Source organism: Nonomuraea sp. NPDC026600 (assembly GCF_040638335.1).
In the GTDB taxonomy this organism is placed as follows: domain Bacteria; phylum Actinomycetota; class Actinomycetes; order Streptosporangiales; family Streptosporangiaceae; genus Nonomuraea.
Map to the genome: position 1 here is coordinate 215,977 of NZ_JBEZYD010000016.1, position 25,062 is coordinate 241,038.

Annotated in this window: 20 protein-coding genes; 16 read left to right on the plus strand and 4 right to left on the minus strand. The window is 67.7% G+C overall.

What is annotated here, in order from left to right; all coding sequences use genetic code 11:
* Positions 1–274: 274 nt before the first annotated feature.
* From AB0F17_RS32815 to AB0F17_RS32845, 7 genes are all read left to right on the plus strand, one after another.
* A complete protein-coding gene (locus AB0F17_RS32815; protein WP_358030931.1) occupies positions 275–1,687 on the plus strand; it encodes an NAD(P)/FAD-dependent oxidoreductase in 1,413 nt (470 codons plus the stop codon).
* Positions 1,684–2,646, plus strand: a complete 963-nt coding sequence (locus AB0F17_RS32820; RefSeq protein ID WP_358030934.1) for a dihydrodipicolinate synthase family protein — start codon at positions 1,684–1,686, stop codon at positions 2,644–2,646. Before AB0F17_RS32815 ends, AB0F17_RS32820 begins: the two co-directional genes overlap by 4 nt.
* Positions 2,643–4,190, plus strand: a complete 1,548-nt coding sequence (locus AB0F17_RS32825) for an aldehyde dehydrogenase family protein (RefSeq protein ID WP_358030937.1) — start codon at positions 2,643–2,645, stop codon at positions 4,188–4,190. The genes AB0F17_RS32820 and AB0F17_RS32825 overlap by 4 nt, the downstream gene beginning before the upstream one ends.
* On the plus strand, positions 4,187–5,110 hold the full coding sequence (locus AB0F17_RS32830; RefSeq protein ID WP_358030940.1) for a transporter substrate-binding domain-containing protein: 924 nt from the start codon (positions 4,187–4,189) through the stop codon (positions 5,108–5,110). The genes AB0F17_RS32825 and AB0F17_RS32830 overlap by 4 nt, the downstream gene beginning before the upstream one ends.
* Before the next feature lie 30 nt (positions 5,111–5,140).
* Entirely contained in the window at positions 5,141–6,151 is a 1,011-nt protein-coding gene (locus AB0F17_RS32835; RefSeq protein ID WP_358030944.1) for an amino acid ABC transporter permease, read from the plus strand.
* On the plus strand, positions 6,148–6,966 hold the full coding sequence (locus AB0F17_RS32840; protein ID WP_358030946.1) for an amino acid ABC transporter ATP-binding protein: 819 nt from the start codon (positions 6,148–6,150) through the stop codon (positions 6,964–6,966). The genes AB0F17_RS32835 and AB0F17_RS32840 overlap by 4 nt, the downstream gene beginning before the upstream one ends.
* Before the next feature lie 180 nt (positions 6,967–7,146).
* Positions 7,147–10,068 carry a glycoside hydrolase domain-containing protein gene (locus AB0F17_RS32845; RefSeq protein WP_358030949.1) on the plus strand — a complete coding sequence of 974 codons (2,922 nt, stop codon included), beginning with the start codon at positions 7,147–7,149 and terminating at the stop codon, positions 10,066–10,068.
* 99 nt (positions 10,069–10,167) lie between these two features.
* Here the strand turns inward: AB0F17_RS32845 and AB0F17_RS32850 are convergent, their stop codons facing one another.
* Positions 10,168–11,319: an ROK family protein gene (locus AB0F17_RS32850; protein ID WP_358030952.1), complete on the minus strand. Its 1,152-nt coding sequence runs from the start codon at positions 11,317–11,319 to the stop codon at positions 10,168–10,170.
* 80 nt (positions 11,320–11,399) lie between these two features.
* Between AB0F17_RS32850 and AB0F17_RS32855 the strand changes: the two genes are divergently transcribed.
* The 5 genes from AB0F17_RS32855 to AB0F17_RS32875 are packed head-to-tail and all read left to right on the plus strand — an operon-like array spanning position 11,400 to position 17,406.
* Positions 11,400–12,662: a Gfo/Idh/MocA family oxidoreductase gene (locus AB0F17_RS32855; RefSeq protein WP_358030955.1), complete on the plus strand. Its 1,263-nt coding sequence runs from the start codon at positions 11,400–11,402 to the stop codon at positions 12,660–12,662.
* A gap of 1 nt (position 12,663) precedes the next feature.
* The gene (locus AB0F17_RS32860) at positions 12,664–13,908 is read left to right on the plus strand and encodes an extracellular solute-binding protein (protein ID WP_358030958.1); all 1,245 of its coding nucleotides are present in this window, start codon (positions 12,664–12,666) and stop codon (positions 13,906–13,908) included.
* Positions 13,905–14,786 (plus strand): sugar ABC transporter permease, encoded by an 882-nt coding sequence (locus AB0F17_RS32865; RefSeq protein ID WP_358030960.1) that lies wholly within the window; start codon positions 13,905–13,907, stop codon positions 14,784–14,786. The genes AB0F17_RS32860 and AB0F17_RS32865 overlap by 4 nt, the downstream gene beginning before the upstream one ends.
* Positions 14,783–15,649, plus strand: a complete 867-nt coding sequence (locus AB0F17_RS32870) for a carbohydrate ABC transporter permease (protein WP_358030963.1) — start codon at positions 14,783–14,785, stop codon at positions 15,647–15,649. Before AB0F17_RS32865 ends, AB0F17_RS32870 begins: the two co-directional genes overlap by 4 nt.
* Complete coding sequence (locus tag AB0F17_RS32875; protein ID WP_358030966.1) at positions 15,646–17,406, plus strand: beta-galactosidase family protein; 1,761 nt, start codon at positions 15,646–15,648, stop codon at positions 17,404–17,406. The genes AB0F17_RS32870 and AB0F17_RS32875 overlap by 4 nt, the downstream gene beginning before the upstream one ends.
* A 58-nt stretch (positions 17,407–17,464) precedes the next feature.
* Here the strand turns inward: AB0F17_RS32875 and AB0F17_RS32880 are convergent, their stop codons facing one another.
* Positions 17,465–19,051: an SMI1/KNR4 family protein gene (locus AB0F17_RS32880; RefSeq protein WP_358030969.1), complete on the minus strand. Its 1,587-nt coding sequence runs from the start codon at positions 19,049–19,051 to the stop codon at positions 17,465–17,467.
* Positions 19,052–19,282: 231 nt separating this feature from the next.
* Here AB0F17_RS32880 and AB0F17_RS32885 point away from each other — a divergent pair, with 231 nt between their 5' ends.
* Positions 19,283–20,776, plus strand: coding sequence for a phosphoesterase (locus tag AB0F17_RS32885; RefSeq protein WP_358030972.1), 1,494 nt, complete (start codon positions 19,283–19,285; stop codon positions 20,774–20,776).
* On the opposite strand, the gene AB0F17_RS32890 is transcribed toward AB0F17_RS32885, so the two are convergent.
* The gene (locus AB0F17_RS32890) at positions 20,760–21,059 is read right to left on the minus strand and encodes a hypothetical protein (protein WP_358030974.1); all 300 of its coding nucleotides are present in this window, start codon (positions 21,057–21,059) and stop codon (positions 20,760–20,762) included. The two genes, AB0F17_RS32885 and AB0F17_RS32890, sit on opposite strands and share 17 nt — an antisense overlap.
* Positions 21,060–21,279: 220 nt before the next feature.
* Here AB0F17_RS32890 and AB0F17_RS32895 point away from each other — a divergent pair, with 220 nt between their 5' ends.
* The 3 genes from AB0F17_RS32895 (at position 21,280) to AB0F17_RS32905 (ending at position 23,882) form a co-directional block, all read left to right on the plus strand.
* The gene (locus tag AB0F17_RS32895; protein ID WP_358030977.1) at positions 21,280–22,488 is read left to right on the plus strand and encodes a cytochrome P450; all 1,209 of its coding nucleotides are present in this window, start codon (positions 21,280–21,282) and stop codon (positions 22,486–22,488) included.
* Between the two features lie 165 nt (positions 22,489–22,653).
* Positions 22,654–23,505, plus strand: a complete 852-nt coding sequence (locus AB0F17_RS32900) for a tetratricopeptide repeat protein (protein ID WP_358030980.1) — start codon at positions 22,654–22,656, stop codon at positions 23,503–23,505.
* A gap of 92 nt (positions 23,506–23,597) precedes the next feature.
* Positions 23,598–23,882 carry a hypothetical protein gene (locus AB0F17_RS32905; RefSeq protein ID WP_358030983.1) on the plus strand — a complete coding sequence of 95 codons (285 nt, stop codon included), beginning with the start codon at positions 23,598–23,600 and terminating at the stop codon, positions 23,880–23,882.
* 280 nt (positions 23,883–24,162) lie between these two features.
* On the opposite strand, the gene AB0F17_RS32910 is transcribed toward AB0F17_RS32905, so the two are convergent.
* Complete coding sequence (locus AB0F17_RS32910) at positions 24,163–24,975, minus strand: hypothetical protein (protein WP_358030986.1); 813 nt, start codon at positions 24,973–24,975, stop codon at positions 24,163–24,165.
* Positions 24,976–25,062 lie beyond the last annotated feature (87 nt).

Sequence of the window (25,062 nt, forward strand, 5' to 3'; positions counted from 1 at the left end):
CCGCTCCTGGCCCTCCGCGGCGTTCATGCCGGGTCTGTGAACCTGGCAGAACGCTCGGTGTCTTCGCTGATCAAGGACCCCTGGCTCCCTTCAAAACTTTTACCCGAGGGCTTGTATGATCTGTGATCACATCCTAATGTAAGCCAGGTCACGTCTCAATGGACCTCGGGCGTCTCCGGCGCGATGGGCGACAGGAGACACAACCGCTGAGCCAGGCAGCTCGCGGTCTCGCGCAAACACTCGCGCATCCCCGCGGCAGCAGAAGGAGCCCAAAGTGAGAGATGCCGTCATCGTGGGAGGCGGTCTCGCCGGCCTGACCGCCGGATGGAGGCTTCGGCACCACGATGTGGTCCTGCTCGAGTCGAGCGACCGGATCGGCGGCCGGATCCGCTCCGAGCGGCGTGGCCAGTACTACTTGAACTGGGGCGGGCACGTCTTCGCCGGCGTCAGATCCGGCACCGACACGCTGCTTCAAGAGACCGGCGTCGCCGCGCTCCCCATTCCGGGCGCTCTGACCGGGCTCGCCATGAACGGCCGGCTCCTGCTCGGTGGACGGGTGGAGACCTATCCGTTCCGCATCCCGATGCCGTGGTCCTCCCGTGTCGCCCTTCTCAAGGCCGGGAGCAAGGTGGGGCTCGCGGTCCTGCGCTACGCCAGGATCGTCGGACTCCGTCCGGGGGAGGACGAGGCCACGCGTCAGCAGCGGGTCTACGACTTCCTCAACGACCGTACTTTCGCCGACTTCGTCGGCGACCTGCCCGTGGACGCCGAGGCGCTCTTCAAGCCCACCGTGTCGCGTTCCGCGGCCGACCCGGACGAGATCTCGGCCGGTGCCGGGGTCGGTTACTTCAGCCTGGTCTGGAACATCGGAGAGGGGCTCGGCAGGAACATCGCCGGCGGCCCCTCCACCCTCACCGAGACCATCGCGGCCGCCCTCGGGGACAAGGTGCAGCTCGGCGCCGGTGTCGTCGAGGTGGTGAACAAGAAGTCCTCTGTCGTCGTCCGCTACTCCCAGGGTGGTGAGGACCGGGAGGTCGAGGCGCGCTGCGTAGTGCTCGCGACCCCGGCGACCGTGAGCCACCGCGTCGCCGTCGACCTCGAGCGGGAGACTCGGGAAGCGCTCTCGAAGGTGATCTACGGGCCCTACGTCAGTGCCGCCTTCCGTACGAACGAGACGACGCCGCAGCGGTGGGACGACGCGTACGCGATCGCCACGCCCAAGCGCGCGTTCAACGTCCTGCTCAACATGTCCAACGTCGTACGCGGAGCCGAGTCCGAGCGCCGGCCCGGCAGCAGCCTGATGGCTTTCTCCCCGGCCGGCCTGGCGCGGACGCTGCTCGACCAGAGCGACGAGGAAGTGCTCCGCCGCTACATCGACGATCTCGACCAGATCCTGCCGGGTCTGGGTGACTCGGTCGCCGAGGCCGAGGTCCAGCGTTGGCCCGAAGGCGCGCCGTACTGCTTCCCGGGCCGCGGAGCCATCCAACCGGCCCTCACCCGGCCGACCGGACGGGTGTTCCTGGCCGGCGACTACCTCGGCACCCTCTACACCGAGACCGCCATCCAGACAGGCTTCACGGCGGCCCGTCACGCCCAGGACCTTCTCGCCGACCGTGACAGCAGCCCGATCGTGGCTGGACCGGGCACTCGGCACAGCCACGTCGACCTCGAGGGCGGAACCCGATGACCGAGACAGTCGTGCACAGCAAGCCGAACCCGGGCCAGGAAGGAACCATGTCCACACCACTCAGCGGGGTCGTGACCGCCCTCGCCACTCCGTTCACCCCCGAGGGCCGGCTCGACGAGGCCCGGCTGCGCCAACTGGTCGACCGCAACATCGACGGCGGTGTCGGCGGTGTCGTGGCGGGCGGATCGACCGGCGAGTTCGCCTCAATGACGGGTGACGAGCGGCGCCTGCTCGTCGAGACGGTCATCGACCAGACGGCCGGCCGGGTGCCGGTCGTGGCGCAGACCGGTGCCATGAGCGCGGTCGAGGCCATCGAGCTGTCGAAGCACGCGCAGCGTGCCGGGGCCGACGTGCTGATGGTGGTCGCCCCCTACTACGAAGCGCTGACCGTCCCCGAGACGCTCGACTACCTGCGGCGCGTGGCGGACTCGGTGCAGGTCCCGGTGATGCTCTACAACCTCCCGGTGGCCACGGGCGTGAACCTGGCCCCCGACCTGGTCCGGCGGTTGGCGACCGAGGTCGGCAACATCGCCTACATCAAGGACACCAGCGGCGACATGAGCCAGGCGGCGCAGCTGATCCATCACCACGGCGACGTGATCTCCACGTTCGTGGGCTGGGACAGCCTCTGCCTGGCAGCCTTCGTCGAAGGCGCCGCTGGGGCGGTGGCGGGTACCGCCAACGTGATCCCCGCCGAGCTGGTGTCGGTCTACACGTCGGTTCGCTCGGGGGATCTGGTGAGCGCGCGGGCGCAGTGGGACCGCGTCTACCCCCTCATCGACGCCATGCTCTCCGGGCCGTTCATCGCGGCCGTCAAGGCGGCGCTGCGCGAGTTCGGTTTCCCGGCCGGCACTCCTCGGGAGCCGGTCCACGACGTCGACCCGGCCACCCTCGCCGCGATCTCGTCCCTCGCCAAGTCCCTGCGCGCGGCGCCCGTCTCGGAGGGGATGACGCGATGAGCACGACCGCCCGCACCCCGGCCGTGACGGTACGCCGCGGCGAGGCAGGCGACCGCTCCACGACCGTTGGCGACCTCCCCGCCCAGGGAGTGTTCATCGGCGGCAGGTTCCGGGCCACCCGCTCCGCCGAGGTTCTCGAGGTCATCGATCCCTGCACCGAGCAGGTCCTCGCGAGCGTTCCGGCGGGCTCCGCCGAGGACGTCGACCTGGCGGTCTCCGCGGCCCGCGAGGCCGCGCGGGACTGGGCCGCGTTGACCCCCAAAGAGCGGTCCCAGACCTTGCACCGGGTGGCCGACCGCATCGGTGAGCACGCCGGCCTGCTCGCCGAGCTGGAGTCGGCCAACACCGGCAAGCCCGTCATGGTCGCCCGCGACGATGTCGAGAACACGGTCGACACGTTCCGGTTCATGGCCGGGGCCCTGCGCGCCCCGACGTCCCAGGCGGCCGGGACCTACGCCGAGAGCCACCTGTCCGTCATCCTGCGCGAGCCCCTGGGCGTCGTCGGCGTGGTGACACCGTGGAACTATCCGCTGCTCATGGCGGCGTGGAAGATCGCCCCCATCCTCGCCGCCGGGAACACCGTGGTGGTCAAGCCGTCGGAGCAGACGCCCCTGACGACCCTGAAACTCGCCGAACTGCTGGCCGACGTGCTGCCCCCCGGCGTGCTCAACGTGGTCGCCGGCCTCGGTCCCGTGGTGGGCGCGCGCTTGGCCGAGCACCCGGACATCGCCATGATCGCCCTGACCGGTTCGGTCCGCAGCGGTCGAGCGGTCGCCCGCGGCGCCGCCGAGTCGCTCAAGCGGGTCCACCTGGAGCTCGGTGGCAAGGCCCCGGTCGTCATCCTGCCCGACGCCGACCTCGCGGCAGCCGCCGCGAGCCTGCGTACGGCGGCGTTCTGGAACTCGGGACAGGAGTGCGGCGCCGCATGCCGCGTCCTGGTGCACGAGTCGGTCGCCGAGACGTTCGTCGCCCTGCTGGTGAACGAAGTGTCGACGCTGGTCGTCGGCGAGCCCGGGGCCGGTGAGGACGTCGAGATCGGCCCGATGATCTCGCGCGACCACTACGACCGGGTTACCGGGTACCTCGAGCGTGCCCAGGCCGCCGGTGTCCGGGCCGTCATCGGGGGCGGGCCGCTGGAGGAGCGGGGGTATTTCATCGCACCGACAGTCCTGGTGGACGTCCCCGAAGGTGCGGAGTGCGCCCGCGAGGAGATCTTCGGGCCGGTGGTGACGGTGGAGACGTTCCTCGACGAGGAAGAGGCCATCAGGCGCGCCAACGACGTGCCCTATGGCCTGTCCGCCTCGGTCTGGACCAACGACGCCCGGCGCAGCCACGGCCTCGCCGCGCGGCTCGACTCGGGCACGGTGTGGGTGAACTGCCACCTCGTGCTCGCCAACGAGGTCCCCTGGGGCGGCTTCAAGGGTTCCGGCTATGGCCGCGACCTGTCCATCTACGCACTCGACGACTACTCGCGGACCAAGCATGTCATGCACAACGTGGTCAGCACTTCCCACCGGAACCCGGCCTCAGGAGAAGCACCATGAACATTCGTACCTCGATTCCGCTCATGAAGGCCACGACGGCCGTGGCACTGCTCGGCACGGTGCTGGGAGCGTCAGCCTGTGGCGCGTCACTCAACGAGAGCAAATCCGCCGTCAACGTGCCGAGCCAGGATGACGGGCTGGCCAAGATGCTGCCCAAGGCCGTCCGGGACAAAGGCACGATCACGGTGGCCGCGGCCGTCTACGCGCCGGCCGTGATGGTGCCGCCGGGTGGTGGCGAACCCACCGGCTGGGACATCCAGATCACCCGCGAGACCGCCGCGCTGCTCGGCCTGAAGGTGAAGTTCACCATCATCCCGTTCGACGGCGTGATCCCAGGTCTCCAGGCAGGGCGCTACGACGCGGCCACGGGCGAGATCAATGTGACGGACGATCGGACCAAGGTCGTGAGGTTCGTCGTCAATCACGTCTCACGTGACGCGTTCATGGTGAAGGCGGACTCCAAGTACGCGAAGTTCCAGGACCCGCTCGACACTTGCGGCCTGGTCGTCGGCGCGTCGCTGGGGTCGTCCGAGGCAGCCCTGGCCAACAAACTGGCCACCGGTTGCGAGACGGCCGGTAAGGACCCGCTGACCGTGAAGACCTTCGCCGATCAGGCCACGGTGAACCTGGCGCTCAGCCAGGGGCGAATCGTCGCCAACCTCGCCAGCGGCAGCCAGGTCGCCTACTCCGTCAAGCAGTCGAAGGGCAAGTTCAAGGTCACGGAGATGGGCTTCGGCCCTGAGATCAAGACCGGTTTCGTCCTCCCGAACAACGCGTACACGGCGGAGATGGCCAAAGCCTTCGAGGCCGCCACCAACAAGCTCATCGAGACGGGAGGCCTGCAACGCATCCTCAACGAGCAGAACCTGGGCCTGGGCGCGGTCAAGAAGTCCGAGGTCATCCCCCCGGTAGAGAACTGAATGCGGCCCACGCTAGAGGAGTGATCCGGCATGGACAGATCAGAAGCGGATTCGAGCAACTCACGGGCGCCAGGCGGGACCACTTCTACGCTGACGCCGGACGAGGAAACGCTGGCGAAGGAGACCGTGCCACTTCGGCACCATGGTCGCACCGTCGCGGCGGGCGTTCTTGTGCTCCTGGTGGTGATGCTCTGCCATTCGCTCATCACCAACAAGAACTACGAGTGGCCGGTGGTCTGGCACTACCTGTTCCACCCGCAGATCATGGCCGGCCTCGGCCGCACTCTGCTGTTGACAGCGGTGGCCATGTCCATAGCCATCGTGCTCGGCATCGTCCTGGCGTCGTTCCGGCTCTCCGAGAACAAGATCCTGTCCTCGGTCGCCGGTGCCTACCTCTGGTTCTTCCGCGGTACGCCGCTGCTCATCCAACTGGTGTTCTGGTACAACCTCTCCGCGCTCTACCCGCGGCTGAGCGTCGGCATCCCCTTCGTGGGGCCGGAGCTCATCGGAGCGGAGACGAACTCGGTGCTCACTCTCTGGACCGTCGCGCTGCTCGGTCTGGCGTTGCACGAGTCGGCGTACATGGCGGAAATCGTCCGGGGAGGGCTGCTCTCCGTGCCCAAACACCAGACCGAGGCCGCACTGGCCCTGGGCATGAACCCCTTCACGACCTTTCGCCGGATCGTCCTGCCACAGGCGCTGCGCGTCATCGTCCCCCCAACCGGGAACCAGGTCATCGGGATGCTGAAGTACAGCTCCCTGGTGAGCGTGATCGCGCTGCCTGATCTGCTCTACTCCGCCCAGATGATCTACACCCAGACGTTCGAGACCATCCCCCTCCTCATCGTCGTCTCACTCTGGTACCTGCTGTGCACAAGCGTGCTCTCGTTCGTCCAGCGCTACGTCGAGCGCTACTACGGCCGGGGCGTGGCCAGTATGGGCGACCGACCGAACCGGCGAGGACCGCGCTTCAGCGCATTGCGGAAGCGCCCCCAGACCACCCTTGGAGTGAGCCCGGTCAGGCAGGAGGCCAAGTCATGAACACGACGGTCAACGCGGTACAGGACCGGTCCGACCCCATCGTGAAGATCATCGACCTGCACAAGAGCTTCGGACACCTCGAGATCCTCAAGTCCGTGAACCTGGAGGTGCGCCGGGGACAGGTGGTCTGCGTCCTGGGCCGGTCCGGCTCCGGCAAGTCGACCATGCTGCGCTGCATCAACCATCTCGAGCGACCGACCAGCGGGGCCGTGATAGTCAACGGCGAGGTTGTGGGTTACCGCGTCAAGGGCGACAAACTCCACGAGCTACGGCCCAACGAGATCGCGCGGCAACGGGCCCAAACAGGGATGGTGTTCCAGTCCTACAACCTGTTCCCGCACCTGACCGTGATGGAGAATCTGATGGAGGCCCCGCGCCGAGTCCTGGGCCGACCCCCAGCCGAGATCCGTGAGGAAGCGCAGCGCCTGCTGGCCAGCGTGGGACTGTCCGAGAAGGCCGACGCGTACCCGAGCACCCTGTCCGGGGGCCAGCAGCAACGCGTCGCCATCGCCCGAGCACTGGTCATGAAGCCCTCCATCATGCTCTTCGACGAACCGACCTCCGCGCTCGACCCCGAGCTCGTCGGTGAGGTGCTCGAGGTCATGAAGGCACTTGCCCGTAGTGGGATGACGATGATCATCGTGACCCATGAAATCGGCTTCGCCCGCCAGGTAGCCGACGAAGTCGTCTTCATGGCCGACGGGCGCGTGGCCGAGCAGGGACCGCCGTCTCAGGTCATCGACAACCCCCAAGCCGAGGCCACGCAGATCTTCCTGCGCAGCATGGCCGAACGCCGCGACGCCCCCATCCAGTGATGTCCGGCTGATCACGCGCTCCACACAAGAGTTCGGGCCGACCAAAACCTCTCTCCCGCCCAGCCCTCTTGACCAGACTTACACAAGAACCCATGATAAGTGGGCATGCGACATCGAGCACTCCCCTTACTCTGCGTTACCCTGCTGCTCGCAGCTTTCGGACCATTCACGCCGGCTGCCATGGCCGGCCCGAAGGCTGCCCAGCTCTGGGTCGAGAGTCCACAAAAGACCGTCTATCGCACAACGACGGTCCCGCAGAGTCCGAGCAGCTCCATCAACCTCGTTGCCGCCCGCGGTGAATACGAGAGCGCGCAGATCGCCGTACGCGCGAAAGAACGGCTGCGCATCGAGCGCGTACGGTTCGGCACCCTGACCGCGGGCGGCAACCGGCGGATCGCGGGAGCCAACCTGAGCTACCACTTCGTTGCCTACAAGGACGACAGCACGGTCGCGGCGAACCCGTTCTTCCCCGACCGTGAGGGCGACCTGCTCTATCCCGAGTCGGTCATGCCAGACCCGCTGTCCAACGACCAGGCGACCTGGGTCGAGGGCGGCCAGACTCAGCCCATCTACGTGACCGGCTTCGTGCCTCGCGGCACGGCGCCCGGCACCTATCGCGGCACGGCGACGGTCGAGACGACTCGTGGCGACTACTCGGTCCCGATCCAGTTCAGCGTCCGCAACGTCGAGGTCCCCACGATCGACAAGTCACCGTTCACCAACTACCACTGGACGATGACGAACGGCTTCACCTGGGACGGCTTCAGCTGGAACGGTCAGGCCGGCCAGGCCTACGACGTCGGCAAGTATTACTACGGCGTCGACACCTACAGCGACGCGTGGTTCGGCCTCATGGACGAGTTCGCAGGCAAGCTCGCCGACTATCGCACCAACATGGTCTGGCTCCGCACCGACCTGTTCCTGCAGTCCACCGGCACGGAGCTGTCGGAATTCGTCAAGGGAATCCCGAGCGACATCGACTGGACGAACTTCGACCGCTACGTCGAGACGTTCAAGCGGCACGGGATCACCAACTTCGCCAACCAGCATCTCGTTCACGCGCTGAACAAGATGCCGGACAACGAAAAGCCCAACGACAGCTGGAACACCAAGCTGCCGGACAGCCTGCCGGTCACCGACGCCTTCCTGACGAACTATCTGACCGCGCTGTACAAGCACCTGAGGAGCAAGGGCTATACGAACGGCCTGACGTGGTATCAGCACATCAGTGACGAGCCCATCACCGCCAACCAGCGCAACCTCTGGACCTATGTCGCGCGCAAGATCCAGCAGATCAATGACAACCTCGGCGCCGATTTCCGCACCATGGACGCCGACCCCGACGGCATCCTGCTCGACGACAGGACCAAGCCCTATGTCGACACCTGGGTTCCGCTGACGCCGGCCTTCGAGCACAAGAAGGCCGGCTACAAGGCACAGCAGGCCGCGGGTCAGGACCTGTGGGTCTACACCTGTGAGGTCAACACTCCCCCGTGGCTCAACCGGTTCTGGACGCAGCCGACGATGACCGGCCGCATGCTGTTCTGGGACCTCGAGCGCGAGGGCGTGCAGGGTCATCTGCACTGGGCGTGGAACGCGTGGTACGTGGGTCCCTGGAAGGGCGACTCCTACATCGTCTATCCCGACAAGGCCAACTTGACGGTGAAGAGCAGCCTGCGTCTCGAGGCACAGCGCGATGGTCTCGAGGACTACGAACTCCTCTACATCCTGAAGAAGCGCAACCCGGCCTTGGCGAAGCAGATCGTCGACAGCGCGATCAGCCCGGAGGACCCGCGCCGCTACACACTCGACCCGGCATATCTCGATACTCTGCACAGCTACATCGTGCGGGCGGCCGCGGGCGAGACCGTCGGCGCGATTCCCCAGCCGACAAGCCCATATGAGGGGCAGGCTGTCCCCCGTACATTCCTGCTCGACAGCACCGATGACAGCATCAGCTACTCCGCCGGCTGGGCGCCGCGGCAGCGGCAGTCCGCATACCTCGGCAGCGTCCACATCAGCAAGGCCGCCGGCAACAAGGCGACCTACGAGTTCGAGGGCACCGGTATCGACGCGTTCTTCGAGAAGAACACGGCGACCGGAAAGGTGTCCGTGTCGGTCGACGGCGGGCCGGCGACGGTGATCGATCTGTTCGAGGCGGTCCAGTACGACCGCTTCACCGCATATCGAAAGACAGGATTGTCACCGGGCAAGCACCGGATCGAGATCACCAACGTCGAGAACAAAGAGGTGCGGTTCGACGGATTCCGCGTGCAGCTCGCACCTGGGCAGCAGCACTTCGACGCGACGTTGAAGGACCTGAAGCTGACCAACGTCTCCGAATTCACCTTCGAGGGGCATCGCGGTGACTACGCGCTGCTTGTCGACCAGGGGGCGAGCACCGTCGGCCTGACCCCGACGCTGACCGACGCCGGCGGCACGATCACCGTCGACGGTAGCCCCGTTGCCAACGGCGCGACCGTCAACGTCAACGTGGCGAACGGTAAGAACAAGGTCGAGATCCGTACGATGGCAAGCGATGGCAAGACCGCGAAGACCTATGAGCTCACGCTCGTGAAGGGCGCGGTGAACACGGCGGACGCCAACATCGCCCGCAGCTATTCGGCGGTGTCGGCTTCGGCGGCCCGTGATGGCGATGGCGGCGTGCAATACGGCCCGCAGAAGATGGTGGACGGCGAATACGGCACGATGTTCGCCGCCAAGCAGGGCTACACCGACGCGAACCCGTTCCCGCACGAGATCGTGCTGGACTGGAACGACCCGAAGGCGTTCAACACGCTCGTGGTCGCCACCCGTGGTGGTATTCCGCAGGGTCTGACCGACGTCGACGTCGAGGTCTCGGCCAACGGCACCGACTGGACGACCGCCGCGGCGGGCGTCTCGTTCCGGTGGACGCACGACGATGACGACGGAGTCATGGAGTATTCGGTCGCCGATCTTCCCGACCTGCAAGGCGTCAGGAAGCTGCGCCTGAAGATCAACGATGCGAACTACACCCGCTGGAGCATGTACGCCGTCTATGAGCTGGAGCTCTACAACCTGCCGGCTCAGCCTACGGCGAAGAGCAGCCAGACCGGGTAGCCGCCAGAGCCACTGAAGGAAGCAGATTCGAGCCCGTCGCCTCGGTCAGGCGACGGGCGCTATCTGCGGTGCGCAAGATCAACGAAGACGACCGGATCGTCAGGAGAAGGGCTTCGGGAGGGGAGCGTCGAAGTCGTAGAGGCGGGCGTCGACGTGATCGAGCGCGCGCCGTACCGCACCCAGGGCCACCGCCTGCTCCCCCAGATCGGAGATCACCACCACCGGAGGTTCGAGGCAGAACGGGACCAGATGCCGGTGCACCGGCTCAAGCAGCACGTCGCCCGCGCGCGAGACGCCGCCGCCAAGCACCACCAGCTCGGGATCCACGGTCAGCACCAAGGCGGCGATGCCTTCCGCCAGGTCGCGCGCGTATTGCTCGACCGCCCACTGCGCGGCCGGGTCGCCGGACCTGGCCGCGGCGAAGACCTGGGCGGCGGCGTCCCGTGGCGCCGTGCCGGGCGGCAGGCCCTGGAAACCAGTGAGATGGACGGGCGCGCGGTGCCAGCCGACCAGCGGCAGCGCGCCGATCTCGCCCGCGCCACCTCTGGCGCCTCTGAGCAGCTCGCCGCCCACCAGGATGCCCGCGCCCGTGCGCACGCCGGACAGCACGAACACCAGATCGTCGATGCTGCGGGCCCGGCCGCGCCAATGCTCGGCGAGCGCGGCCAGGTTGCAGTCGTTCTCCACCAGCACGGGGCAGTCGAAGCTCGCGCGCAGCTCGCCCGCCAGATCGAGGCCGGTCCACTCGGGCAGGCCGACTGACAGCTTCACCACACCCTCGGCGCTCACCACGCCAGTGGTGCCCGCGCAGACAGCGGCGATGCGGTCGGCGGTCAGCCCGCCGGCCTCCAGCGCGGCCGTGATCGCCGTCCTGATGCCCGCCAGTCGCTCGGCGCGGCCGGCGGTGGGCGCGATCGGCTCGTCGTGCGCGGCCACGACCGTGCCCTCCAGATCGGCGACGCTGGCCCTGAGCGTGTAGGAGCCGATGTCGATCCCGAGCACGTGGCCGCCCGTCGCGTGGAAGGCGAACAACCTGGCCGGCCGCCCCATCTGGCCGCTCTCCGGCGGCAGCTCCCTGAGCCAGCCCGCCGCCAGCAGTTCCTCGACCAGTCCCTCCACGGTCGGCCTGGACAGCGCGGCCCCCTTGGCGAGCTCGGTCAGTCCGAGCGGCCCCTGCGACCGGACCGTCTGGAGCGTCGTCACGAGATTGATCCGGCGAAGCCGCGAGGTGTCGCCGCCGCGGATTGTCACGCTTGCCCCCTTGACAGATCTTGCGTCGGAGAAATAAAAACAACCTTCATTAGTAATGTTACAACTCGTAGGGGATGCGGATGGTCACTCTTGCCGTGATTGGGGCGGGCCTGCGCGGCACCGGCTACGCCAGGCTAGCGCGCGAAGGCGGGTTCGCCGAGGTCGTGGCCGTCGCCGAGCCCGACCAGGACAGGCGGGCGGACTTCGCGGCCGAGCACGGCATCCCGGCCGAGCGCGTCTTCGCCGACTGGCGGGACCTGCTGGCCGGCGAGCGGCTGGCCGACGCGGTGATCGTGGCCACGCAGGACCGCCTGCACCTCCAGCCCGCCGTACGCGCGGCCGAGCTGGGTTACCACATCCTGCTGGAGAAGCCGATGGCGCCGACGGAGGAGGACGCCACGGCCATCGCCGAAGCCGCCGACCGCAACGGCGTGATCCTGGCGGTCTGCCATGTGCTGCGCTATGCGCCCTACACCACCGCGCTCAAGGGTCTCCTGGACGAGGGCAGGATCGGCCAGATCATGAACATCCAGCACCTGGAGCAGGTCGGCTGGTGGCACCAGGCACACTCCTTCGTGCGAGGCAACTGGCGAAACGAGGCCGAGTCGGCCCCGATGCTGCTCGCCAAAGCCTGCCATGATCTTGATTGGCTCGTGCACATCAAGGGCGAAGTGCCCGAGCGGGTCTCCTCCTTCGGCAAGCTCGTCCACTTCACCAAGGAGAGCAAGCCCGCAGGGGCTGCCGACCGATGCCTGGACTGCTCGATAGAACCCACCTGCCCCTACTCGGCCCGGCGGTTGTACATGGACGGCCTCGCCGATCCGAATCGGCACGTCTGGCCGCTTGGTGCGATCACCCGCGACTTCACCGAGGAGGGCGTGCTCACGGCCTTGCGCGAGGGTCCGTACGGCAGATGCGTCTACGCCTGCGACAACGACGTGGTCGACAGCCAAGTGGTGATCATGGAGTTCGCCGACGGCACGAGCGCCACCTGCACCATGACCGCGTTCGGCGCGCTCGAGCACAGGAAGACCAGGATCTTCGGCACGCACGGCTCGATCGAGTGTGACGGCGAGACGCTCCGCGTCCACGACTTCCTCACCGATGAGGTGTCGGTGATCGACGCCCTCGCCGGAGCGGACGCCTCGGCCGCCTCCGGGCACGGAGGCGGTGACGGAGCGCTGATGCAGGCGTTCCTCGCCGCCGTCCGCGACAACAATCCGGCTCTGGTCTCGACCAACGCGCAAGCCAGCCTCGCCTCGCACCGGGTGGTCTGGGCCGCGGAAGAGGCCAGACGCACCCGAACCGTCGTCTCGATAGAAAAGGCCCCCCACCATGCGTAAAATGACGGCTCTCCTCCTGATCGGCGCCCTCGGCCTGACCGCCTGTGGCAAGAAGAACAGCACCGAACCCGCCCAGCAGTCCCTGTCCTACCGCTCGTCCTGGGGCGCTGGGGAGCCCCAGGCGAAGATCATCAAAACGATCATGGACGATTTCGCCAAGGAGACGGGCACCAAGGTCGACCTGAAGTTCGTCGGCCGCACCGGTAACGAGAACCTCAACGCCGAGATGGCCTCCGGCCAGGGCCCCGACCTGTTCGACACCACCACCGGCGACATCGACACCCTGACCGCCCAGAAGATCATCGGCCCACTGGACGACCTGGAGAACACCCAGATCCCCGGCGAGGGCAAGACGGTCAAGGAAGTGCTCCCCGAGCCGGTACTGCGGGCCTCCTCCGGCAAGAACGGCCTGGCCTACGTTCCGCACACGATCATCTCCACCGCCATCTGGTACAACGCGGCCAAGCACCCCGGACTGAACCCACAGACCTGGGAGGAGTTCATCGCCTTCCTCGATGAGTCCAAGAAGGCCGGCCGTAGCCCGATCGGCCAGGACGGCACCATCTCCTTCTACAACGTCTACTGGTTCTACGCCCTCCTGGTGGGCGCCAACGGCGCGGGGAGCCTCGCCGAACTGGGCAAGGACCCCGCCAACTGGGACAAGCCCCAGGTGCTCGACGCGGCGAAGAAAGTCGAGCAGCTCGCCAAGGGCGGGTACTTCCAGCGGGACTTCATGGCGACCAAGTTCCCCGCCGCACAGAACGCCTGGGCGGCGGACACGTACGACCTGAACCTCAACGGCACCTGGCTGGCCAGCGAGGTCCAGACCCAGCTGGCTCCCGGCTTCAAGGTCGCCTCGTTCCAGATCCCCGCCGGCGGTATGAAGTCCATCGAGGTGGGAACCCTCGGCTGGGGCGTGAACGCCAAGGGCAGGAACGTCGCGACGGCCAAGCAGTTCCTGGCTTTCGCGCTGCAGAAGAAGTACATGGAGCAGTTCTCCACCGTGGCGCTGAACATCTCCTCGCGCGGTGACGTACCCGCGCCCGCGAACATGGCGGACATGCAGAAGGCGGTGCTGGAGGCCAAGGAGACGCACCTGAGCTACGACTACGCGGGTGCCGACAAGACCTGGTGGGGCGACATGTTCCTGCCCCTGAGCGACAAGCTCCTCTCCGGCAAGATCGACGCGACCACGTTCATCCGCGAGGGCAAGAAGCTGACAGCCAACCACCTGGCGAACGGGTGAAAACCTACGAACGGGCCTTCTGGCCTTTCCTCCTGCCCGCGCTCCTGGTCTACACCCTGCTGTTCGTCGCGCCATCGCTGTTCGGAATCTGGATCAGTCTCACCCAATGGTCGGGCCCCGGCTCGGAGATGACCTGGCGCGGGCTGGACAACTATGTGGCGCTACTGCACAACGACGTCTTCACCACGGCCTTCACCAACACCTTCGTGATGGCGATCGTCGGCGGCGCCCTGGTCTTCGTCGTCACCTTCCTTGCCATGGTCGTACTCAGGCAGCTCAAGGGGCGGGCCTTCATCCGGGCCGTCGTCTTCCTGCCGTTGGTCATCTCGATCATCGCGATCGGCGCGGCGGTGGGCTTCCTGCTCAACCCCGAGGGCGCGGTCAACACCGTGCTCGGCTGGTTCGGCCTGGACCCGCAGCCCTGGCTCGGCCCCGAGATGGTGTTCCGCTGCATCGTGGGTGGGCTGATCTGGTCGAGCACCGGCTTCTACGTCGCGCTGATGATGTCGGCCGCCGACGCCATCCCGGCGCACGTGTATGAGGACGCCCAGCTCATCGGGGCCACCAAATGGGAGCAGTTCCGGCACATCACGCTGCCGTTGACCTGGGACGTCTTCGCCGTCTCCGCCGTCCTCTGGGTGGTCAACAGCCTGAAGATCTTCGACATCGTGCTGGCCTTCACCACTGCGGGCACCACTGCCGCACCGCCGATCCCCGCCCGCACGATCGCGGTGCAGCAGTTCATCGCGGTGAAGGGCGCCGGCCTGCCAGAGCTCGGCAGCGCGGCGGCCATGGGCGTGATGACGCTCCTCGTGACGGCCGTACTGATCGTGCTGACCCGGCGCATTACCAGGCGTGATCGAGTGGAGCTGTCATGAGACGTCTGATCGGGGACATCCTGCTCCCCAAGGCCACGGCCATCGCACTGTGGGCCTGGGTGGCCTTCAACCTCTCCCTGGTCGGATGGGTGGGCCTCCAGTCACTGAAGGACTCGCGGGACGTGTGGCTGCATCCGTTCGCGCTGCCGAAGACCCCGCGATGGGACAACTTCAGCTCGGCGTGGCAGGCGGCCGAATTCTCCGTCGCGGCCTTGAACAGCGTGGTGCTGACCGTGCTCGGCTCCGTGTTGATCGTGGCGATCGCCGCCCCCGCCGCCTACGTGCTGGCCCGCTCGAGCCGGCGCGTCGCCGGCCCTACGATCAGCTATTTCGCGATGGGGCTGAGCATCCCGATCCAGACCATCCTGGTGCCGATCGTCGTGATCAAGCTGTCGGTCTACACGTTCATGGAGGACTGGGTCACCGGCTGGTGGGACAACCGCATCACCTTGCTGGTCTTCCAGGTGGCGCTGTCGGTGCCCTTCGCGGTGTTCGTGCTCACCGGGTACATGCGCTCGCTGCCGCACGAGATCGAGGAGGCGGCCGAGATCGACGGCGCCGGCCCACTCCGCGCGTTCGTTCAGGTCATCATGCCTGTGGCCAGGCCGGGCCTGACCACCGTGTTCGTGCTCAACATCATGGGCCTGTGGAACGAGACCCTGCTCGCCCTGCTGATCGCCCCCCTCCCCGAGGAACGCAACCTGCCCGCCGCCCTCCTCGGTCTGTACAGCACCATGCAGTACAGCTCCGACTGGGGCGGCATGTTCGCGGGCATCGTGATCCTCGTCTACCCCATGATCGTGCTCTACCTCTGGCTGGGTCGCCGCATCGTCGACGGCATGACCGCCGGAATCAGCAGATGACCGGCTTTGTGCGTGTCTTCTCCGTCGCTGACGGCGCATTCCGGCTGGACGGCGCCGAGTTCAGGGTGCTGTCGGGCGCGCTGCACTACTTCCGCGTGCACCCCGAGCAATGGAAGCACCGGCTCGCCATGCTGCGCACCATGGGCCTCAACACGGTCGAGACCTACGTGCCGTGGAACCTGCACGAGTCACGGCCAGGAGACTTTCGCCGCCTGGACGATCTGAGTGCGTTCCTCGACGCGGCGGCAGCCGAAGGACTCCTGGCGATAGTGCGGCCCGGGCCGTACATCTGCGCCGAATGGGACAACGGTGGGCTGCCCACCTGGCTGACCGGCTCCATTCGCACCAGCGACCCCGACTACCTGGCCCACGTCGACCGCTACTTCGACCAGCTGATCCCCCGGGTGGCCGAGCGCCAGGTCACCCGAGGCGGCAACGTGATCATGCTCCAGGTGGAGAACGAGTACGGCTCCTACGGCAGCGACCACGCCTACCTGCGCCACCTGGCGGACGGCCTGACCAGCCGCGGCATCGAGGTGCCCCTGTTCACCTCCGACGGGCCGGCCGACCACTACCTGACCGGTGGCACGATCGACGGCGTGCTGGCCACGGTGAACTTCGGCTCCGAGCCAGAGCAGGCCTTCGCCGCGTTGCGCGCCCACCGGCCGGACGACCCGCTGTTCTGCATGGAGTTCTGGTGCGGGTGGTTCGACCACTGGGGGAACGAACACTCCGCCCGCGACCCGCAGGACGCCGCGGACACCCTGGAGCGGGTCCTGGCCGCGGGGGCATCGGTGAACCTGTACATGGCGCACGGCGGCACCAACTTCGGCACGTGGGCGGGCGCCAACCGCACCGGGGACGACAGCGCCGGCCCATGGCGGCCCACGGTGACCTCCTATGACTACGACGCGCCCATCGACGAGCGCGGCGCGCCCACCGAGAAGTACTGGCTGTTCCGGGACGTGCTCTCCCGCTACGGCGGCGAGCTCACCGACGTGCCCCCCGTACCCGCCACGTTGCCTCCCGCCACGCTACGTCCTGCGCATTCGGTGCGGCTGCACGAGGCACTGGACGCCATCGCGCGGCCGGAGACCACCGCGCCGATGCCACCGACATTCGAGGACCTGGGGCTGGGCCACGGCCTCGTCCTGTATCAGATGACCGTTCCTGGACCGCGCGGGCCGTACCCGCTCACCCTGCGCGACGTGCACGACCGCGCGCACGTCTTCGTCGACGGCCGCCTCGCAGGCGTCGTCGAGCGGGACGCCGATCCTCCTGTACTGCTCGCGGCCGGGCACGCCGCCGTGGAGATCCTCGTGGAATCGATGGGACGGACCAACTACGGCCCACTGCTCGGCGAGCGCAAGGGCATCCTCGGCGGCGTCATGCACCGCCACCAATACGTGCACGGATTCACAGCGCGGCCGATCCCGCTGGAGGACGTATCGCGACTGAGATTCCAGCCGGGAACGACGAGCGAGCCGCTTTCGTTCTTCCGCACCACACTCGAGGTGGCCGAGCCCGCGGACGCCTTCCTGGCACTTCCCGGCTGGGGCAAAGGATACGTCTGGATCAACGGCGTCCTGCTGGGCCGCTACTGGAAGCAAGGACCTCAGCAGACCCTGTACATCCCGGCACCCCTTCTCGAAACGGGCGCCAACGAGATCATCCACTTGGAATTGGACCAAGTGGGCTCCCTGCTGCAGATCCACGCTCAGCCCTCGCACGACGGCTCGACGTCGCACGCCCGGTAGCCGCGATCGCGCATCGCATCGACACTGCGCCGCGCCCGGGACGCGGCTGTTCCGATCGTCAGGTGGGGAGGGTGCCGGTGGTGCGGAGCGCGTCCCCGGTATTCAGGCCGAGGCGGCCCGACCAGGTCAGGGCCTCGTCGAAGGGGGCGTCGTTGTCGGCCAGGCGGGCGGCGGCGAGGGTGGGTGGTGCCTTGCCTTCGTTCAGCAGGACAGTCCATTGTCGCGCGGTGAGGGCCAGGTAGCGCAGGTCGGTCAGGTCTGCCAGGACGGTCAGGTCGCGGACGTCGGCCCGGGAGAGGTCCAGGCCGCGCAGGTTCGGGACGGTGCGCAGCGTGGTGATGTCGATCGGGACGGTGCTCCCCAGGTCCAAGGAGGTGAGGTCGCGGTGGCCTTCGAGCGGGGCCAGGTCGCCGCCGTCCAGGGTGACGCGCAGGGACTCGACGGGCAGCGCGCGAACCGGCACCAGGTCGGCGGCGGTGCAGCGATTGAGGTGCAGCAACCGCAGGTTCGGGGCGGCTGTGAGCGGGGCCAGATCGACCAGCCTTGCGGCGTCATTGATGTGGATGGCCTGAAGGCCGGGCGGGACCTCGTCGGGGATCTCGCCGACGATCCTCTCGGGGCCGCGGCTGCGGGCGGGCTCCAGCAGGGAGATGCAGTCGCCGTCCTCCTCGTAGGCTCCCTGCTCCAGCAGTTCCAGGTAGCGGCCGAGCAGCGAGGTCACCGAGTCGGCGACATAGGCCGGGCCGCCGTCATAGTCGCGGCCGATGCAGATGACCTGGCCAGAGCGGCCGTTCCGGGCCGGGGCCAGGTCCACCGCCAGGTAGTTGCCATCCTCGCCGGTGCCGAAGGGCAGCCAGGCCGGGTCCCCGCCGCGGCGCCGGACGGTGTCGGGCGGGTCGGCGTCGAAGACGACCGAGTGCCAGGCCAGCTCCCAGCCGGACCAGACCGGCTCGCGCTGGTCGGCGTGGATGGCGACCAGATCCTTCAGCGCCAGCCAGGCGTGGCGCCCGAGCAGGTAGCGGTGCTCGTAACCGATGCCGTCGCCGTCGGCGATCAAGTACAGCGCCCGCAGGTCGGCGGGCAGGGGTCGGCCGATGCGGCGTTCGGCCTCGTCAAGTGCGGCGGCGGACGCGGGCGGCGGCAGTTGCTCGGGCCGCCCCAGGACCGCGGCGCGGCGGTCCATGTACTCGCGGAACCGCGCCACCGCCAGCTCGGGATCGCCCGCCGGCGCGGCCGTGCCCTCTTCCCGCCCGGAACCGGTCTGGGGCAGCCGGTAGCCGGGGTCCAGGACGGCCTGGAAGCCGCCGCCCCGTCCGCGCAAGCTGGTGATCGCGTCCACGAACGCGACCAGCCCGTACTCCCCGGACGGCCGGCACACGATCTCCAGGCTGGTACGCTCCCAGCCCCGGACCTCCCGCACCGCCTCCGCCAGACTGCCCAGCTCCCCGAAGGCGCTGGGCACCGAGTTGCGCCACAAGGGCGCGCCGGGGACGGCATAGCCGCCGGACACCGAGACGCCGCCCCGGCCCGCGGTGCTGGCCAGCACCGCGCGCGTCCAGCCTTCCGGCGCACTCGCGACGATCTTCTCGACCACCCGCCGCGTGGACCGCTCGACCATGTCCTGCTCCCGTCCTGTCGGCTTCATCGGTGATCGTGGCAGAAGGCGATGACAGAACCGAACAGACCACAGCTTTGCCCCCAAACGCCGTCTCCCTGTCCGCGAAACGATCAAACCTCCACTCAACACAGCTCCTCTAGGTGCAGCGGGCCGGATTTGTTCTTGGTCGTCCCGATCACCGTTCACGCTGCGTTAAGCGCCTACCAGGACACTCGTCGGTCGGCACCTCCGCCTCTCCGTAGGACGAAAGGCTCCACCGTGAAGGACAAGAACGCCGAAGAGTCCCAGCTCACCGGGCTCTCGCGGCGGCGCCTGGTCAAGTACGCCGGCGTCGGTGCGACGCTGGCCGCAGCGGCGCCGCTGATGGGCGGGACTCCGGCGCTGGCCGACGACGAGCGCAAGTTCGGCAACAGCGGCACCAACGGGCGGATGTGGCGCGCGGGCGATCACCACGTGCACTCGGAGTACAGCGGCGCGTTCGACACCACGAAGAACCCGCCGACGTTCCGCAAGGGCGCCGACGCGGTCTACCCGATCGTCACCAACGCGATCATGGCCAAGTACTTCGGTCTGACCTGGGCGATGTGCACCGACCACGGCGGGCCGACGCACTCAAAGGTCAACCTGGAGCAGGCCTACCCCGACCTGCTGCGCTCGCGCGTGCTCGTACCCGAGGTGCTGCAGTTCTGGGGGATGGAGTTCGACGCGCCGGCGCTGGACCACCACACCTTGATGATCCCGCACCACGCCGACGAGGCCCAGCAACTGTTCGAGCTGGAGAGCCGGTTCGCCAAGCACGACGCCTTCCCCGCCGACCCGGGCCGCGACACCGAGGCCAAGATGGTGGAGTTCCTCAAGGCGGCTCGGGGCATGCCGCGCAAGCCGCTGGTGATCGCCCACCATGCGGCCCGGTCGGCGACCGGTCTGGGCGTGTGGGGCCAGGACACCCCGCGGGAGTTCCGTAACGGCAACAATGTCGCGCCCGACGTCTACGTCGGCTTCGAGGGCGCGCCCGGCCACCAGGCGGGCCCGCTGAACGGCGGAGCGCGCGGCGGGTACGGCAACCACCCGACCTACGGCGGGTTCGACCAGATGACCGCCCGGGTCGGCGGCCTGTGGGACTCGCTGCTCGGCGAGGGCCGGCACTGGTGGATCACCGCCACCTCCGACTCGCACGTGCACTGGACCCGCGGTGGCTCGGACTTCTGGCCCGGCGAGTACAGCAAGACCTACGTGGCGGCGCGTCAGGACTACGGCGACATCATGGACGGCCTGCGCAACGGCCGGATCTTCGTCACCACCGGCGACCTGATCACCGCCCTGGACGTCACCGCGAGCAACCAGGGCCGCCAGGCCACCGTGGGAGAGACGCTGAGCGTCAGCAGCCGCGACCGCACCGACGTCGAGGTCGAGATCCGGTTCCGCCCGCTGGACGGCGAGAACGGCAACGGCGACCGCCCGCAGGTGCGGCGCGTCGACCTCATCGTCGGCCAGGTCACCGGAGTGAGCGCCAACCTCGACGCCGACACCAACCCCACCACCAAGGTCGTGGCGCGGTTCGGCGAGCGCGACTGGCGTCGCCAAGGCCGGGACTACGTCATCAAGTACACCCTGCGCGATGTGGAAACCGACAGCTACCTCCGGGTACGCGGCACCGGCACGGACGAGATGGAACCGCTCGCCGACGGCAAGGAGAGCCCGTGGGAAGACCTGTGGTTCTACTCCAACCCGGTCTTCATCCGCGTCCGTTAGAGCGGCGACCCCCGGCGACGGTCCGTCGTGCCTTGTCCAGGTAGGCGTGTGCGGCGGCCAGGTTGAAGGGCGAGCCGGCGGGAGGGTCGTCGAACAGCTCGGCCCTCGTCGGCGACGGCTGGCGGGAGCTCAGGTCGCCGGTCGCCGCGGCGTGCGCCGGCAGCTCGCAGATCACGAGCGCCGGAATCGGCACGGCGAACGAGGCAACGAGGTGCTCGCGACCGACCGGCTGATGCAGCAGCCGGTCGGTTTCCAAGGGCTGGGCTATCTGGCCGTCGCTCATGGGACGACCTCCCACCCGCGCCGTTGATCACCAACGAAAGGGATTATGCACAACAAATCAGTAAAATGCCACCACTAGTAATTTTCGGACCGCAGATTTAGCATCGGCGCTACCTGAACAGGTGCTCGCTACCGGCGACGCTGCTATGGGCGCAGCCGACCATCGCCGCCGTTTCCGATTACATCGCCGGAGTGGTGTCCGGCTCGAACGGGAAGGCGCAATGAGTAGATCCGAGCACGACATAACCCCGACCACGACCTTCCCGATGGTGCGGACCTGCCCGTTCGCACCGCCGGACGAGTATCAGCGGATGCGTGCCACCGCGCCGATCGTCCGAGCCACCTTGCCCAACGGCGCACCAGTCTGGGCGGTCACCCGCTACGCCGAGGCGCGGCAGATCCTCAGTGACCCGAGGATCAGCTCGAACACCGGACGACCTGAACGGCCTCGCGGACCCGACGACGATCGCCCCGACGACGGTTTCTTCGTCGATATGGATCCACCGGAGCACAGCCGGTTCCGGCGGTTGCTGATCTCAGAGCTCGGTGCCCGTCCGATGGACGCCATGCGGCCGGCCCTGCAGCGAATCGCCGATACAGCCATCGACGAGTTGCTGCAGGCCGGGGCGCCCGCCGACCTCGTCGGTATGTACGCGCGCCGGGTCCCGTCGCGAGTCCTCTGCGAGTTGTTCGGTATCCCGGCCGGCGACCACGAGTTCTTCGAGTCACGGCTGCGGATGTTGTCAGTGACGAGTATGGACCCAAGTGTGGCGGCCCAGGCGTCCAGCGACGTTCGGGGCTATTTGCGGGAACTCATCCGCAGCGCGGAGCGTGAACCGCACAAGGGAATGATCCGGCGGCTGGCCGCCAGACACCTGCCCACCGGCGAGCTGACCACGGACGAGCTGATCAACATCGGCTTTCTCCTGCTGCTCGCGGGTTACGACTCGCCGGCGAATACGATCTCGCTGGGCGTACTCACGCTGCTGCGGCACCCGGCGCAGCTTGCCGCGTTGCGCGCCGACTCGAGCCTGCTGCCGGGTGCGATCGAGGAACTGCTGCGCTTCCACTCGGCGCAGGACTGGGTCAGCTTCGACCGGATCGCGACCGACGACCTGGACATCGGCTCTGCGCGGATCCGCGCCGGTGATCGTTTGACGGTGCTGGCCGCATCCGCCAACCGTGATGCGCGGGCGTTCGAGAACCCCGACGAGTTCGACATCCGCCGGTCCGCCCACCACCACGTCGCCTTCGGCTACGGGGTACACCAATGCATCGGCCGCAACCTCGCCCGTGCCGAGCTGCAGATCGCCTTCGGCACGCTGCTGACCCGGATACCGACGCTGCACCTGGCGATCGGGTTCGAGGAGTTGCCCTTCGCCAACGACGCCCCGTTCTTCGGGCTGCACACGATGCCTGTTGCCTGGTAGTGCCGCCCAAGCGCCGAAGACATAGGCGTCCTCGGCCGCATAGGGAAACCAGACTTCTATGTCCTGACGCGGCGCGTCGTCGTAGGAGACGGCATGGCGGTACCCGAGCTCAACAGCGGGCCATCGGCGACGTTGAGGACCCGGGCCGCATGTGCCGTACGGGCCGTGCAGCACGCCAGGACGAGACCGCCAAGCGCCGGATCTCGGACGCTCTCCGGGACACGCCTGTCCGAACCCGACACCCTGCACAACACGTTCACGGCGGCGCGCGCCTATCACCGTCTCGAGAGGCATGCCGAAGCAGCGGCACTGTTCGAGGACGTGATCCCCAGGGTGGAGATCCCTTACGACGCACCGGTCATCGCGATGACCTGGGGACAATACGGCGCATCACTGCGCGAGCTGGGCCGCCACCGCGAGGCCGCTGAGCAGTTTCTCCAAGGTGCGGAGCTGGTCCAGAATGATTCGGACCAACGAGCCATGCATGCCGAACTGGCCTGGTCCGCCGCCGAAGCACTGCAGTATTCCGGACAGACCACAGAAGCGCTGGCCGCCTATCAGCGGACGGCCGCGCTCTGGACCGAACTCGGCCAACTCACCCCGCGCGTACGCTGTCTTCGGTCGGCGGCCTGGTTGCTGCGCTACAGGGGCGAGCCTGATTCCGAGGAGCACACCCGGCCGGTTGGCGGCCCGACACGCATCGGCAGGTGCTGCGCACTCACCGACAGCAGCAACTCCAGGAACGGCTGGCCATGGGCAAGGCATGGAGGTCTACCCGCAGGTGGCCACAGCCCGTGCCCGACCCGCCTGGCGCAGTCCGGTGAATGGCTGTGGGTGGGCTACGGCTGCGACAGCAACTGGGACGGCGGCGTGGTCAGGCTTGATCTGACGGTGACGGCACCACAGCCGATCATGGTCGCATCAGGGATCTCCGGTGCTCCGCTGCTCGTCGCCAACCGGGGCACGCTGGTCGTGGGTCAAGTGGGGAGTGCCAGCCACCTGTTGTCTATGACGTGAGCAGCACTCCCACCTTGCGCGGCGAGATCGACTGATTCACACACGACCTCGGCTGTCTGGGCGGTCTCGTCGTCACCCCGGACGGGGCGTACGTGGTGATCGGGGAGGCTGACGGCGCGGACCTCGTGATGTACGACGCGGTGACGGGGGCGACGATCCACGCGCTCGACAACCTGGCGCTGGCCGGAGGCACAGGCCGCCTCGCGTTCTCGGGCACGGACGTCTTCGCCGTGCAGACCGCCTCCTCCAGGCGGCTCCACCTGTGGCGGGTGAAGGACATCGCCTCCCCGGGCTCCGCGCTGACGCTGACACCCCCGTCCGGCGGGGCGTACACCTATGCCGTGCTCTGGGCCAGGACTGGGCGGGACCGTCCCTGACCTCCTCGTGGCGCTCACCGCGCGCTCATCTCGGGGAGGTCAGGCGGCTGCGGAACTTTCCAGACCCACTCGTCGGGATTGAGCTCCGGAGAGCAGGGCGGCAGTGCATGCCGTTGTCTATCGCGCTGAGGGCTGGCACTGGCGGGACGGGCGATTTCCCGCCGGGCGGGACCGGCTTTCGGCAAACCGGCCACCGCGAACGCCTTTTACCTCAGTGCGGGACCATGCCGACTGCAGTAACCACCTACCATGCGCCCTATCCTGCACACGACGGAGCGGGTTACCCAAAGGCGGAAGGCGGCGTTCTGCCGTTGTAGTAGGCCAGGAACTCCTCTGGGTCCATTCTCCCCCACTGTTCGTCCGTGGTCTCCGCGACACGTCTGCTGACATGTTCCTGAAGAGCCTGCTCCTGCCGCTGGACGGCGGAGACGTCGTAGCTCGTTCTTTCCAGGTTGGCTACACCTGGAGGCAGCGGCCCCTCCTCTGGTACGCGCGCACTTCGCCAGGCGGCGTCGACACGGCGTTGGGCGTCGTCCAAATGCTGTCGGGCCGTGTTGAGGGGGCGGCCTGCCCTGTTCAACTGACCGGCGTAGTAAGCCGCGTCCTCAGGTGACGACGCTCCCGTAGCGGCCATACGATCCTCGATGCCCTGGACTTTCGTCCCGGCGCGCCCCACCGCCGCGTCCGCTCTGCCCAGCGGAATCCGGCTACGCACGACCTGCGCTTCCAGGCTGCTCGACGATCGCGCCTCCTGCCTGACCAGCGCGCCGAATATCCGGCCGACGAGTTGCCTCATCTTGACAAGATTGATCATCACCTTGTTCGCCAGCGCCTTGAGCCTGGCCAGCAGCCGAGCTCCGATGGCGGGATTCGTGGCCACGATATAGACGGCGGTACACGCGGCGACCGCCAGAAAGCCAAGGGCGGCATTGCCCCATTCGACGGCGTTCCCCGCGGTGGCCATGTTGTTCGTGGCGACGGCGAGCCGCTTCTGGAGATCGTCGATGTCGCCCATCAGGCCCTCTGCAAAGGCGTTCGAGGTATCTGCGGCGACTCCCTGATTGACGGCCGCACCCTGCTGGGCCGTAAGCATTCAGAAGGATCTGTGACGCTGGGTGATTCGCGCTGATCAGGCGTCGAGTGCGACGGGTGGCATCCACAGGTTGCCGGTGAAGGCACG